The sequence below is a fragment of the Leucobacter sp. gxy201 genome (genome assembly GCF_051043335.1).
Lineage (GTDB): Bacteria > Actinomycetota > Actinomycetes > Actinomycetales > Microbacteriaceae > Leucobacter.
Genome location: NZ_JAMXWS010000001.1, coordinates 636,025 through 648,900, shown reverse-complemented (window position 1 = coordinate 648,900; position 12,876 = coordinate 636,025). Strand labels below are relative to the sequence as shown.

Below are 12,876 nucleotides of genomic sequence, written 5' to 3'. Positions count from 1 at the left end.
CCCGCACGCGAAGGCCAGAAATGGCCTTCGCCCCCAGTGCGACAAGCAGGCGTGTCGCACCCCGTTGCGGGGCGGAGACCGGTGGCCGAGGGAGCTCGCGCCGGCTCGCGGCCATGCGGCAACTGCGGTGCTCCCGGCCGGCCGTCATTGCAGCGATGCTTAGATGGACGGGTGAACGAAACAGTTGCCTCTTCATCGGCCGCTCCAGCGCTTGCCCCCTCCCCCACCGATTTCGGTTTCGAGGTCGAACACCGGCTCGAATCGGGCGGCGCATCCGGCACCGGCGATCGCCCGCTCGGGCGTGCGGGGACGATCCGCACCCCGCACGGCGATATCCAGACGCCTGCCTTCATCCCGGTCGGCACGAAGGCGACCGTCAAGGCCCTGCTGCCGGCGACGGTCGAGGAGCTCGGCGGTCAGGCGGTGCTCGCGAACGCGTACCACTTGTTCCTGCAGCCGGGCAGCGACATCGTCGATGAGGCCGGCGGGTTCGGCAAGTTCATGAACTGGCACGGTCCGACGTTCACCGATTCGGGCGGATTCCAGGTGATGTCGCTCGGGGTCGGCTTCAAGAAGGTCATCTCGATGGATGAGAACGCGCATCGCAGCGACGAGGTCATCGCGAAGAACAAGGAGCGGCTCGCGCACGTCGACGAAGACGGCGTCACGTTCAAGTCGTTCATCAACGGCGACCGCCACCGCTTCACCCCGGAGATCTCCATGCGCATCCAGCATCAGCTGGGCGCCGACATCATCTTCGCGTTCGACGAGTGCACGACGCTCATGAACACTCGCGCCTACCAGGAGGATTCGGTCGACCGCACCGCGCGGTGGGCTGTGCGGTGCCTCGATGAGCACGCACGTCAGACTGCCGAGCGCTCGCACCGCCCCTACCAGGCGCTCTTCGGCGTCGTGCAGGGTGCGCAGTACGAGGATCTGCGCCGGAAGGCGGCCCGCGGGCTCGCCGAGATGACCGGCGCCGAGACCGAGTCGCAGGTCTTCGACGGATTCGGGCTCGGCGGTGCGCTGGAGAAGACCGAGCTCGGCACCATCTGCGCGTGGATGACCGACGAACTGCCCGAGGATCGGCCGCGCCACCTGCTCGGCATCTCGGAGCCCGATGACCTGTTCGCAGGGATCGCGGCAGGCGCCGACACCTTCGACTGCGTCGCGCCTTCGCGCCAGGCCCGCGGCGGCACCATGTATTCGAGTTCGGGCCGCATCAACGCGAAGGCGGCGGGCCAGCGCCGCCGTTTCGAGGCGCTCGACCCAGAGTGCGACTGCTACACGTGCGAGAACTACACGGCTGCCTACCTGCATCACCTCTTCAAGGCGAAGGAGATGCTCGCGTCGACGCTCGCCACCATCCACAACGAGCGCTACATCGTGCGCCTCGTCGACCGGATCCGCCAGGCGATCATCGACGGCGACTTCGCCGAGATGCGCGACGAGACGCTCGGCCGGCTCTACGGCCCCGAGGCCGCCCGCGCGGCGAGGGCGGGCGTGCGGGTCTCCCGCTGACCGAGTGAGCCGTGGAGCCGCCCGGCGGCCCGAGCCGGGCTACGCCTCGGGTCGGGGCTCCGCGGCGGCCGCCCGCTCCTCCGCACGCCGCACCGTCCGGATGACCCGTGTCGTCACGGGCAGCAGCACGACCTCGGCGAGCACCTTGACGACGTAGCCGAGCACCACGTACATGACGAAGTCGATGCCGGTGATGATGCCGGCGAAGGCGATCGTGCAGAACAGCAGCGTGTCGGCGAGCTCGCCGACGAGCGTCGACACGATGAGCCGGGTGCGCAGCAGGCGTCCGGCCGTGCGGCGGTGCATGAGGTCCATGACCCAGGCGTTGAGCAGCTGGCCGGCGAGGAAGCCGGTCAGGCTCGCCGCCACGATGCGGGGCACGAAGCCGAGCACGGCCGCGAAGGCCTCCTGGTTCTCCCACCCGTCGGCGGGCGGCGAGATCTGCACGATGAGGATGGTGAGCGAGGCGACGAGCGCCAGCGCGAACGCCGCGAAGATCGCACGGCGCGATGCGCGCAGCCCGTATACCTCCGCGAGCACATCGCCGAGGATGTACGCGATCGGGAAGAGGAAGACTCCTCCGTCGAACACGAGCGGCAGTTCGAAACCGCCGATGGCGACGGCGCCGAACGCGATCGGCTTCACCGCGACGACGTTCGAGATCAGCAGGATGCCGACGAATACGGCCGACACCATCGCGTAGCGCGATCCGCGCCCTGCCGCCTGCGCTCCCGGCGTCAGGTACTGCCGCGCGCCTGCGGCGTCCGGTGAGACGTCCACTCGATTCTCCTCGATCCTATTCATCGACTCTGCCCACTCCGAGCGCTCCTCTGATCATGTCCATGTTGAGCCGTGCTGCGACACGAGCCCCGCTCCCCGCAGCGATGATGAGCTGCTGCGGGCCCGGCGGCACGACGTCGCCGACGGCGTAGATGCCGCGCGCGGAGGTCTCGCCGTTGACGTCGACCTCGACGAGACCCCAGTCGTCGCGTGCGATATCGATGTCGCCAAGGTACTCGACGGGGGCGTGCCAGCGCGGGCGCACGAAGCCTCCGACGCGGGGAACGACCTCGCCGTCGGTGAGCCGCACACCCGTCATCTCGGCCTTCTCGCCGACGATGTCGTCGATGGGGCGGCGTTCGACGCGAATGCCGATCGCGTTCAGCTGCGCCTCCTGGTCGGCGCGCACCGTGTCGGCGCCGTTCGTGAACACGATCAGGTCGGAGCTGAAGCGGCTGATGAGCAGCGCACGCGCGAACAGGTCGGAGGTCTCCCCGATGAGTACGAGCGGCTTGTCCGTCTTCTCGAACCCGTCGCATTCGACGCAGCTGTGCAGGGCGGTGCCGTAGTAGGCGCGGATCATCGGGAAGGGCGGCAGCTCTTCGGTGAGGCCGGCGGCGATGAGCACGCGCCGGGCCGTGAACTCGACGTCGGCCGAGCCGCGGATGCCGGTGCCGCGCACGCGGAAGCCGATGCCGTCGGGGAAACCAGCGGCCAGCGCCTCGTCCGCCGTCAGGCGCATCACTTCCCGGCCGATGGACTGGGCGAAGATCGCGGTCGGGTATGCCTCGAACTCCTCGCGGCCGAGGCGTCGCAGTTCGAGCGGGGATGCGCCGTCGCGCGTCAGGAAGCCGTGCGAGCGGAGGGTCGCGGAGTGCCGCGGGCGGTTGCTGTCGAGGATCGCGATGCGCCGGTGGGCCCGCACGAGTTGCAGCCCGGCGGAGAGCCCGGCGGGGCCGCCTCCGATGATGGCGACTCCGACCGGCGCCTCGGCGTTCACTGCGTCCACGTCTCCAGACCTCGCTCGCGACTAGGCGCTGAGGTGCGCCTGGAGCTTCTGCAGGCGCGCGAAGGTCTCGTCCCGGCCGAGCAGCTCGAACGATTCGAACAGGGGCGGCGACACGCGTCGGCCCGATGCGGCGACGCGCAGGGCGCCGAAGGCGACGCGCGGCTTCAGCCCGAGACCCTGCTCGGGGTCGGTGAGAGCGGTCTGCAGCGCGGTCTGAATCGCCTCGGTGTTCCAACCGTCTGCAGGGATCGCCTCGAGCGCTGCGAGGCCGGCCTCGAGCACCTGGGGCGCGTCCTCCTTCAGCGACTTCAGTGCGTCGGCCTCGTACTCGAGCGCGTCGGTGCTCGTGAAGAGGAACCCGAGCATGCCGACGACCTCGGAGAGCACGACGACGCGGCTCTGCACGAGCGGCACCGCGGCGCGCACGGTGGCGAGCTGTTCGGCGCTCGGCTCGATCGGCAGGGCGCCGCCCGCGATGAGGTAGGGCAGGATGCGCCGGCCGAAGTCGTCTTCGGTCAGCAGGCGGATGTGGTCGGCGTTGATCGAGTCGGCCTTCTTCTGGTCGAAGCGGGCCGGGTTCGGGTTCACGTCGGCGATGTCGAACGCGGCGGTCATCTCCGCGCTCGTGAACACGTCGCGGTCGGGCGCGAGCGACCAGCCGAGCAGCGAGAGGTAGTTCAGCAGGCCCTCGGGGATGAAGCCGCGATCGCGGTGGTGCAGCAGGTTCGCCTGCGGGTCGCGCTTCGACAGCTTCTTGTTGCCCTCGCCCATGACGTAGGGCAGGTGGCCGAAGTGCGGGATGGCCTTCGCGATGCCGACCTCGATGAGCGCGTGGTACAGCGCGATCTGGCGGGGCGTCGACGAGAGGATGTCTTCGCCGCGCAGCACGTGGGTGATGCCCATGAGCGCGTCGTCGACCGGGTTCACGAGCGTGTAGAGCGGCTTGCCGTTCGGGCGCACGACGACGAAGTCGATCGTGGAGCCCGCCGGGAAGGTGATGTCGCCGCGCACGAGGTCGGTGAACGAGAGGTCGGTGTCGGGCACGCGGAAGCGGAGCGCCGGTTCGCGGCCCTCGGCGCGGTAGGCGGCCCGCTGCTCATCGGTGAGGTCGCGGTCGAAGTTGTCGTAGCCGAGCTGCTTCGGGCGACCGGCTGCTTCGTTGCGCGCGTCGATCTCCTCGGACGTCGAGAAGCTCTCGTAGAGGTAGCCGGCGTCGCGCAGGCGCGCGATCGCGTCCTGGTAGATGTCGCCGCGCTGGGACTGGCGGTACGGGCCGTGCTCGCCGCCCGCGTCGATGCCCTCGTCCCAATCGAGGCCGAGCCAGCGCAGCGAATCGATGATCTGGGTGTAGCTCTCCTCGCTATCGCGCGCGGCATCGGTGTCTTCGATACGGAAGACGAAGGTGCCGCCGGTGTGCCGGGCGTACGCCCAGTTGAAGAGCGCGGTGCGCACCATGCCGACGTGGGGCGTACCCGTCGGCGAGGGGCAGAACCGTACCCGGATATCACTGCCGGTGGCGGACGAGAACTGAGGTGCAATGGTGTCGGACATCGCACTCCAGTCTACTCGGTGCCGGCCGCGTCCTGCACGACGCCGCGCATGCGCGTGCGCAGCCCGAGCTGCAGCGATGCCGTCGCACCGATCGCGAGCAGCACTCCCGTCGTGAGGGCGAGGAACGAGAAGTCGCCGAACGCGAAAGCGACACCCGAGAGGGCTCCCGCAATCGCGCCCGCAGCGCTCATCGTGGTGTCCGAGCGCCCCTGCCAGATCGGCCGTTCGGCGAGCGGCGTGAGCTCGGTGAGCAGCGCCGCGCCGGCGACCGTCACCGCCCCCCAGCCGAGGCCGACGAGCACCATGGCGATCTGCACGAGCAGGTGCGATGGGCCCGCGAAGTATGCGGTGATGATCGCGAGCAGCAGCAGTAGCCAGCCGAGCACGATGACGGTCAGGTTGCCGAAGCGACCGGCGAGCATGCCGAAGACCGGCGAGAGCGCGTACATGCCGGCGATGTGCATGCTGAGCGTGACGCCCACGATCTCCGCCGTCCCGTCGTGGTGCATGAGCTGCAGCGGGGTCATGGCCATGAGCCCGACCATGATGGCCTGCGCCATCGCGATCATGATGATGGTGAGCACACGGTTGCGCCGCGAATGCAGGGGCACCCGGTGCTCGTGCGGGTGCGCGGTGCCCGGAGCGGGCCGTACGACCTCCTCCTCGTCATCGGGCAGGGTGCGCGCGACGAGCAGCGGGTCGGGGCGCAGCCCGAAGAGGTTGACGAGCGCGGCGAGCACCTGCGCGAAGAAGGTGAATACGAATACGCCCGCGAGCGGGGTGACGCCGATGAGCAGGCCCACCGTTTCGCCCGGGCCGATGAGCAGCGGGCCGGCGACGGCGCCGATCGTGATGGACCAGACGACGAGCGACAGATCGCGGGCGCGATGCCGCGGTCGGGCGAGGTCGGTGGCGGTGAAACGCGCGAGCAGCTGCACGGCGCTCGCGACGCCGATCATCGCGATGCCGCCCGCGAGCACCCACCACAGGTCGATGACGGTGCCGAAGACGGCGACGAACGCGCCGACCATGGCGACGGCGCTGCCCGTCACGAGGGCGCGGCGCCGACCGCGCTTCGCCGCCAGGCGCGCGAGCGGAATGCCCGCGATCGCGGCGCCGAGGTTGAACACCGACGAGGCGAGGCCCGAGATCGCGTCGTTGCCGCTGACCTCGGCGATGAGCAGGGCGCCGACGGAGAGCGAGGCGCCGACGCCGAGCCCGCCGAGGATCGTGCCGATCGACAGCACCCACAGCGTGCGGCGCTGCAGCGCCCCGCCGCGCTCGTACCGCGGCGGGGCGGCCGCGGCCGTCGCAGCGGCGCTCACGCGGCCTTCTCCAGACGCCAGCGCGAGACGTCGACGTGGTCGAGCAGTCGCTTCGCGAGCCGTACCTGCGGGCTCTCGTTCGCCGTGACCATCGAAGCGAGGCCGATGGTGCGGTAGCGCGGCGGGTCGAGCGGCAGGGCGCAGGCGTCGTCGGGAAGCGTGCGCGCCGCAGAGAGCGCGAGTCCCGGCACGAGGGCGACGGCGCCTCCCGCGGCCGCCATGGCGAGCATGGCGGGCACGTTGTCGGTCTCCTGGATGATCTCGGGCTCGAAGCCCGCGTGGTGCGCGGCATCAAGCAGATGTCCGCGGCACTTCTCGCAGCCGGCGATCCAGTGCTCGGCGGCGAAGTCGGCGAGGTCGAGCGACTGCGCCCCCGCAGCCCGCTCGTCGGAGACGACGAGGCGCACCTCCTCCGTCCACATCGGCTGGAAGGCGCTGCCCGCGGGCAGTTCGGTCGAGCCCTCGTAGACGAAGATGAGCGCGCAGTCGACTTCGCCGTCGCGCAGCAGCTGCGCGGCCTCGGGCGGCTCCGCCTCGCGGTACTGCAGGGCGACGTCGGGCGCTTCTTCGGCGAGGATGCGCATCACGGCGGGCACGATGGTCGCAGAGGCCGACGGGAACCCGACGAGGCGCAGCGTGCCGGCGCGCTCGCCGCGCAGGTCGTCGATCGCCGCGATCGCGGCGTCGATCTCGGCGACGACGGTGCGCCCGTGGTCTGCGAGGATGCGGCCGGCCGGGGTGAGGCGGATGCCGCGGCCGAAGCGCTCGATGAGCGGCACCGCGAGGCGGGTCTCGACGCGCTTGATGCGCTGGCTGACCGCGGGCTGGCTCAGCCCGAGGCTGCCGGCGGCCGCGGTGAGCGACCCGGTCGTCGCGAGGGCGTGCAGAATGCGCAGCTCTGTCGAATCGATCGAGCCGAGGGGGTCGCTGCCGCGTTGGGTGTTCATGGGGATGAGTCTACGCCGAGCATAACCAGAAATGAAGTGAAAGATAAGAATGATTCTGTTTGATTATGGCCCGGGCTTCACTAGTCTGACGGCATGACCGCCCCGCACTCACCGTTCAGCCAGCACTTCCCGTCGACGCGCGGATATCTCTCGGCCTGCACCGCGGGGCTGCCGACGCTCGAAACCGTCACCGCGAGCCGGGCGTTCACCGACACCTGGGCCGCGGGCCGCCTCGACGCCGTCGCACTCGGCGAGACGATCGAGCGCTGCCGCGCGCTCTACGCCGAGGTCGCCGGCGTCGCGCCCGACCGGGTCGCGGTCGGCTCGCAGGTCTCGCAGTTCGCCTCGATCGTCGCGACGTCGGTGCCCGATGGCGCCGAAGTGCTGTGCGCCGACGGCGACTTCGCTTCGCTCGTGCACCCGTTCGTGCAGCTCGCCGGGCGCGGAGTGCGCGTGAGATACGCACCGGTGTCCCGGCTCGCCGCGGAGATCGGGCCCGGCACCGCCCTCGTGGCGTTCTCGCTCGTGCAATCGGCCACCGGGGAGGTCGCCGACCACGCCGCGATCTCACGGGCCGCGGCCGCCGCGGGCGCGCGTACCTTCGCCGACACGACCCAGTCGACGGGCTGGCTCCCCGTCGACGCCTCCGGCTTCGACTTCACCGTCTGCCACGCCTACAAGTGGCTCTGCGCGCCGCGCGGCACCGCGTTCCTCACAGTGCGCGAAGGTCTCGACGATGCGCTGACTCCGCTCGCAGCGGGCTGGTACTCGGCCGACGAGGTGTGGGGCTCGTGCTACTCGCACCACATGCCGCTGGCCCGGGGCGCGGGCCGCTTCGATGTCTCCCCCGCATTCCCGTCGGTGCCCGGCACCGAGACCGCCCTGCGCTTCTTCGCCGAACTGGACATCGCCGAGGCGCACACCCACGACGTCGGGCTCGCGAACGCCGCCCGAGAGATGCTCGGCCTCCAGCCCACCGATTCGGCGATCGTGGCCTGGCCCGACCCCGACGGCAGCGCGCTCGCGGCGATGCGCGATGCGGGCATCGCCGCATCGGGCCGCGCCGGCAACGCCCGCATCGCCTTCCACCTCTGGAACGATGCGGGCGATGTCGCGGCACTCGCGGAGGCGCTCGGGCGCCGCTGACTCCCGGCTCGGCGCTGATCCCTGACCCGCCGCTGCCCTGGCGGGCCGCGCACTAGGCTGACGGCATGTCAGACGGTTTCGAACGGTACCCCCACCCCAGCGCGTCGAACTTCCCGACGCGGCTCGGCCCGCTCGCAGGCGTCTTCGTGCTCGCCGCATGCGGCTGGTCGGCCTGGGCGAACTACCGCGAGGGCGACCTGTTCGTCACCGGAGCAATGGTGCTCACCGGGCTCATCATCGGCCTCGGAGGCATCGGCATCGGCTTCATGGGCAAGCGACCCCGCGGGCGGTTCCGCTTCATCAACGCGGTCGTGATGACGCGCGCCGAGCGAGCGCCGGTCGACTCGTGGGTGCACGTCGCGCCGACGAAGCCGCTCCCCTGGCCGCTGCTCATCTGCAACGCGCTCTTCACGCTCGCCATGCTCGCGGCACTCGTACTCGGTGTGCTGCAGCTCGTCGGCGCGATGCCGCGCATGAACCCGAATACGACGACCGGCGCGTTCCTCTTCGCACTCCTGATCGTGCTCGCGTTCACCGCCGCGAGCGGCTTCCTCGCAACCCTCAACTTCGCGCGCAGATGGCGGAACGGCCGCTTCGGCGCCCGCCCGAGCGGCGTCGCGCTCGGCGAGCGCACGGTGAGCGTCCGCGTGCCGGGCAGGGACGCCGAGATCTTCTGGGAGCACATCCGCTCGGCGGAGCCCGTGCTCATGCCGGGCCGGCGCCACCCCGTGCCGATGATCAGGCTCTCGGTCTCGGCAGAGGCAGGCATCGCCGGTCATGCGCAGCTGCTGAACGCCGACGGTTACACGGTGCCGACCGACGCGCTCTACTCGGCCCTGCGCTGGTACCTCGCCCGCCCCGAGGCGCGGCGACGGGAGCTCGGCCGCACCGAGGGCGTCGAGCGCCTCGAAGGCTGGCGCCTCGACGCGCTCGCGCGCGACTGACCGACTTCAGCCGGCGGCGGCGAGCGCCGCGTCCGCGCCTCGCTCCGCAACGCGCGGACTTCCACGCAGTGCCTATACCGACGCGGCGGCAAGCGCCGCGTCCGCCTTATCCTGCTCCGTCGCGACGAGCTGGCCGCAGGCGCCGTCGATCTCCTTGCCGCGGGTGTCGCGCAGGGTCGTCGGGATGCCTGCGGCGTTCAACCGATCGACGAACTCGCGGGTCACGTCGCGCGTCGATGCCGTCCAGATCGAACCCGGCGTCGGGTTCAGCGGGATGGGGTTCACGTGCACCCAGCCGCGGCCGCGCTGGTTGAGCTTGTCGGCCAGCAGGTCGGCGCGCCAGGCATGGTCGTTCATGTCCTTGATGAGCGCGTACTCGATCGAAACGCGGCGGCCGGTCGTCTCGTAGTAGTGGTACGCGGCGTCCAGCACCTCCTCGACCTTCCACCGGCTGTTCACCGGGATGAGGTCGTCGCGCAGATCGTCGTCGGGGGCGTGCAGCGACAGGGCGAAGGTGATCGGGATGTTCTCGTCGGCGAGCTTGCGGATAGCGGGTGCGAGGCCCACTGTCGACACCGTGATGCCGCGGGCCGACATGCCGAGCCCTTCGGGCGCGGGGGCGATCATGCGATGCACCGCGTTCATGACGCGCTTGTAGTTCGCGAGCGGTTCGCCCATGCCCATGAACACGATGTTGTTCACGCGCTCGGGCTCGGCGCCGTTGCCCGCGTCGCGCCGATGCCCGAGGCCGCCCTCGGCGATGACGCGGTTGGCTTGAACGATCTGGTCGAGAATCTCGGCGGTCGACATGTTGCGGGTGAGGCCCGCCTGGCCGGTCGCGCAGAACGGGCAGTTCATGCCGCAGCCGCACTGGCTCGACACGCAGAGGGTGATGCGGCCGGGGTACCGCATGAGCACCGACTCGACGAGCGCGCCGTCGAAGAGGCGCCACAAGAACTTGACGGTGTCGCCGTCGTCGGTGACGAGTCGCTTCACCTCGGTGAGCAGCGGCGGGAAGAAGGCCTCGGCGATCTCGGCGCGGCGACCCTTCGGCAGATCGGTCATCTGCTCGGGGTCGGTGGTGCGGTGCTCGAAGTAGTGCTTCGAGATCTGCTTGGCGCGGAACTTGGGCAGGCCCAGCTCGACCATCTTCGCCTCGCGCTCGGCGAGCGTCATGTCGGCGAGGTGGGTGGCGGGCTGCTTGACGCGCGGCGACGCGAACTGCAGCGTCGGGCGCCCGTCGGGGTTCGTGATCTGCTGCCAGCCCTCGGCCTTCGGCTTGATCTGCGGGCGCGACGCACCGCCCGTGCGCGGCCGCGTCTTGATGAACTTCGGCGCATCGGGGTCGGTGTCGTGGTTGAGCTTGTTCGGATCCATCGCCGTCCATTGTCTCATCTGCGGCCGAGAACCGTCAGCAGGCGCCGCCCGCGCCGGGGGCGGCCGATATCGGGAGCTTCGCGGAGCCCGCCGACGAGCCCGGGCGGCGTCAGAGCAGGCGGGAGCGGATCAGGAACCGCTTGCCCTCCGGCGCCTCGAGCGAGAACCCGGAGCCGCGCCCGGGCACCGCGTCGACGGTCAGGTGGGTGTGCGCCCAGACGCCGAACTGCTCGCGCGACATCCAGAAGGCGATCTCGCGCGGCCCGCCCTCCGGGTTCGAGGCGAGCGGGGGCAGCACGAGCGTGCCGAGCTTCACATCCTGTCCGCCCGTCTTGAACTCGCCCTCCTGGTAGCACATCGGCGCGCTGCCGTCGCAGCAGCCGCCCGACTGGTGGAACATGAGCGGGCCGTGCATCTCCCACAGCTCGTCGATGAGGGCGAGCGCGGCAGGCGCGAACGCGAGCCGGCTCTCGGTCTCCCCCGCGACTTCGGGCCGCGCGTCGACGCTGCCGGCGATCGGCACCGACACCCCGCTCGCCGTGATGTCGCAGGCCGGTACCGCGCCCGGCTCCTGGTCGATCGTCTGCTCGCCCATCGTGCTCACCTCTCCGTCGAAGTCGTCCCGTGCTCTGTCTCCAGGGTACGCCCGGCACCCGGGGGCTCCCCTCCAGGGATCGCCGGTCGCCGTCCCCGGCGATCCCTGCAGCGGCGGTTCCGGTTTAGAAGAACCCGTCGGCGCCCTCCTTGTAGCTGACCAGCAGGTTCTTCGTCTGCTGGTAGTGGTCGAGCATCATCAGGTGGTTCTCGCGGCCGATGCCGCTCGACTTGTATCCGCCGAACGCGGCGTGAGCCGGGTAGGCGTGGTAGTTGTTCACCCAGACGCGGCCGGCCTGGATGGCGCGGCCCGCACGGTACGCCGTGTTGCCGTTGCGGCTCCAGACGCCGGCGCCGAGGCCGTAGAGGGTGTCGTTGGCGATGCGCAGGGCGTCATCGAAATCCGTGAACGTCGTCGCCGAGACGACGGGGCCGAAGATCTCCTCCTGGAAGATGCGCATCGAATTGTCGCCGCGGAAGATGGTCGGCTGGATGTAGTAGCCGTCGGCGAACTCCCCGCCGAGGTCGGCGACCTCGCCTCCCGTGAGCACCTGCGCGCCCTCCTGCCGACCGATATCGAGGTACGACCTGATCTTCTCGAACTGGTCGTTCGAGGCCTGCGCGCCGACCATGGTGTCGGTGTCGAGCGGGTTGCCGCGGGTGATCTTCTCAGTACGTGCGACGACGGCGTCGAGGAAGTCGTCGGCGATGCTCTCCTGGATCAGGGCGCGCGACGGGCAGGTGCACACCTCGCCCTGATTGAGGGCGAACATGGTGAATCCCTCCTGCGCCTTGTCCCAGTAGGCGTCGTCCTGCGCCATGACATCGTCGAAGAACAGGTTCGGGCTCTTACCGCCGAGTTCGAGCGTCACCGGGATGATGTTCTCGGAGGCGTACTGCATGATGAGCCGGCCGGTCGTCGTCTCGCCCGTGAACGCGATCTTGCGGATGCGCTTGTTGGAGGCGAGGGGCTTGCCCGCTTCGGCGCCGAAGCCGTTGACGATGTTCACGACGCCCGCGGGCAGCAGGTCGCCGATGAGTTCGAAGAGCACGAGGATCGAGGCCGGGGTCTGCTCGGCCGGCTTGATGACGACGCAGTTGCCTGCGGCGAGCGCGGGCGCCAGCTTCCAGGTGGCCATGAGGATCGGGAAGTTCCAGGGGATGATCTGCCCGACCACGCCGAGCGGTTCATGGAAGTGGTAGGCGACGAGGTCTTCGTCGATCTGCGAGATGCCGCCCTCCTGTGCACGGATCGCGCCCGCGAAGTAGCGGAAGTGGTCGACCGCGAGCGGCAGGTCGGCGTTCAGGGTCTCGCGCACGGCCTTGCCGTTGTCCCAGGTCTCTGCGACGGCGAGCATCTCGAGATGCTGTTCGATGCGGTCGGCGATCCGGTTCAGGATGACGGCGCGTTCGGCCGGGCTCGTCGCGTTCCAGGCGGGGGCCGCGGCGTGGGCGGCGTCGAGGGCGGCCTCGATGTCTTCGGCGGTGCCGCGGGCGATCTCGCAGAACGCCTTGCCGGTGACCGGTGTGATGTTCTCGAAGTACCGGCCTTTCACGGGGGCGACCCATTCACCCCCGATGTAGTGCTCGTAGCGGCTCTTGAACGTGATGAGCGAGTCGGGCTGGCCCGGGGCTGCGTATACGACCATGATGGGTCTCCTTTGACATCGTTGTCCGGTCCG

Annotated in this window: 11 protein-coding genes; 3 read left to right on the top strand and 8 right to left on the bottom strand. The window is 70.1% G+C overall.

Annotated elements, in window-relative coordinates; translation table 11 throughout:
• The first annotated feature begins 171 nt into the window (after nt 1–171).
• A complete protein-coding gene (tgt, locus tag NHL51_RS02960; RefSeq protein ID WP_434141661.1) occupies nt 172–1,521 on the top strand; it encodes a tRNA guanosine(34) transglycosylase Tgt in 1,350 nt (449 codons plus the stop codon).
• 39 nt (nt 1,522–1,560) lie between these two features.
• On the opposite strand, the gene NHL51_RS02955 is transcribed toward tgt, so the two are convergent.
• The 5 genes from NHL51_RS02955 to NHL51_RS02935 are packed head-to-tail and all read right to left on the bottom strand — an operon-like array spanning nt 1,561 to nt 7,133.
• Nucleotides 1,561–2,301, bottom strand: a complete 741-nt coding sequence (locus tag NHL51_RS02955) for a queuosine precursor transporter (protein ID WP_434141660.1) — start codon at nt 2,299–2,301, stop codon at nt 1,561–1,563.
• 16 nt (nt 2,302–2,317) lie between these two features.
• The gene (locus NHL51_RS02950) at nt 2,318–3,310 is read right to left on the bottom strand and encodes an NAD(P)/FAD-dependent oxidoreductase (RefSeq protein ID WP_434141659.1); all 993 of its coding nucleotides are present in this window, start codon (nt 3,308–3,310) and stop codon (nt 2,318–2,320) included.
• Nucleotides 3,311–3,331: 21 nt separating this feature from the next.
• Nucleotides 3,332–4,861: a glutamate--tRNA ligase gene (gene gltX / locus NHL51_RS02945; protein WP_434141658.1), complete on the bottom strand. Its 1,530-nt coding sequence runs from the start codon at nt 4,859–4,861 to the stop codon at nt 3,332–3,334.
• A gap of 11 nt (nt 4,862–4,872) precedes the next feature.
• Entirely contained in the window at nt 4,873–6,186 is a 1,314-nt protein-coding gene (locus NHL51_RS02940) for an MFS transporter (protein ID WP_434141657.1), read from the bottom strand.
• Nucleotides 6,183–7,133: a LysR family transcriptional regulator gene (locus NHL51_RS02935; protein WP_434141656.1), complete on the bottom strand. Its 951-nt coding sequence runs from the start codon at nt 7,131–7,133 to the stop codon at nt 6,183–6,185. The genes NHL51_RS02940 and NHL51_RS02935 overlap by 4 nt, the downstream gene beginning before the upstream one ends.
• Nucleotides 7,134–7,226: 93 nt before the next feature.
• On the opposite strand from NHL51_RS02935, the gene NHL51_RS02930 reads away from it, so the two are divergent.
• The gene (locus NHL51_RS02930; protein WP_434141655.1) at nt 7,227–8,279 is read left to right on the top strand and encodes an aminotransferase class V-fold PLP-dependent enzyme; all 1,053 of its coding nucleotides are present in this window, start codon (nt 7,227–7,229) and stop codon (nt 8,277–8,279) included.
• Nucleotides 8,280–8,344: 65 nt separating this feature from the next.
• On the top strand, nt 8,345–9,223 hold the full coding sequence (locus NHL51_RS02925; protein WP_434141654.1) for a hypothetical protein: 879 nt from the start codon (nt 8,345–8,347) through the stop codon (nt 9,221–9,223).
• A gap of 72 nt (nt 9,224–9,295) precedes the next feature.
• Here the strand turns inward: NHL51_RS02925 and rlmN are convergent, their stop codons facing one another.
• The 3 genes from rlmN to exaC all read right to left on the bottom strand — a co-directional run bounded on the left by rlmN (nt 9,296) and on the right by exaC (nt 12,843).
• Nucleotides 9,296–10,600 carry a 23S rRNA (adenine(2503)-C(2))-methyltransferase RlmN gene (gene rlmN, locus NHL51_RS02920; protein WP_434141653.1) on the bottom strand — a complete coding sequence of 435 codons (1,305 nt, stop codon included), beginning with the start codon at nt 10,598–10,600 and terminating at the stop codon, nt 9,296–9,298.
• Between the two features lie 109 nt (nt 10,601–10,709).
• Nucleotides 10,710–11,195 carry a DUF779 domain-containing protein gene (locus NHL51_RS02915; protein ID WP_434141652.1) on the bottom strand — a complete coding sequence of 162 codons (486 nt, stop codon included), beginning with the start codon at nt 11,193–11,195 and terminating at the stop codon, nt 10,710–10,712.
• Nucleotides 11,196–11,319: 124 nt separating this feature from the next.
• Nucleotides 11,320–12,843: an acetaldehyde dehydrogenase ExaC gene (gene exaC, locus NHL51_RS02910; RefSeq protein WP_434141651.1), complete on the bottom strand. Its 1,524-nt coding sequence runs from the start codon at nt 12,841–12,843 to the stop codon at nt 11,320–11,322.
• Between the last annotated feature and the right edge of the window lie 33 nt (nt 12,844–12,876).

Excerpts from the sequence above, each read along its gene's own strand:
- gltX (WP_434141658.1), bottom strand. The coding sequence starts at position 4,861 with ATGTCCGACACCATTGCACCTCAGTTCTCGTCCGCCACCGGCAGTGAT.
- NHL51_RS02935 (WP_434141656.1), bottom strand. The coding sequence starts at position 7,133 with ATGAACACCCAACGCGGCAGCGACCCCCTCGGCTCGATCGATTCGACA.
- NHL51_RS02930 (WP_434141655.1), top strand. The coding sequence starts at position 7,227 with ATGACCGCCCCGCACTCACCGTTCAGCCAGCACTTCCCGTCGACGCGC.
- NHL51_RS02925 (WP_434141654.1), top strand. The coding sequence starts at position 8,345 with ATGTCAGACGGTTTCGAACGGTACCCCCACCCCAGCGCGTCGAACTTC.
- rlmN (WP_434141653.1), bottom strand. The coding sequence starts at position 10,600 with ATGGATCCGAACAAGCTCAACCACGACACCGACCCCGATGCGCCGAAG.
- NHL51_RS02915 (WP_434141652.1), bottom strand. The coding sequence starts at position 11,195 with ATGGGCGAGCAGACGATCGACCAGGAGCCGGGCGCGGTACCGGCCTGC.
- exaC (WP_434141651.1), bottom strand. The coding sequence starts at position 12,843 with ATGGTCGTATACGCAGCCCCGGGCCAGCCCGACTCGCTCATCACGTTC.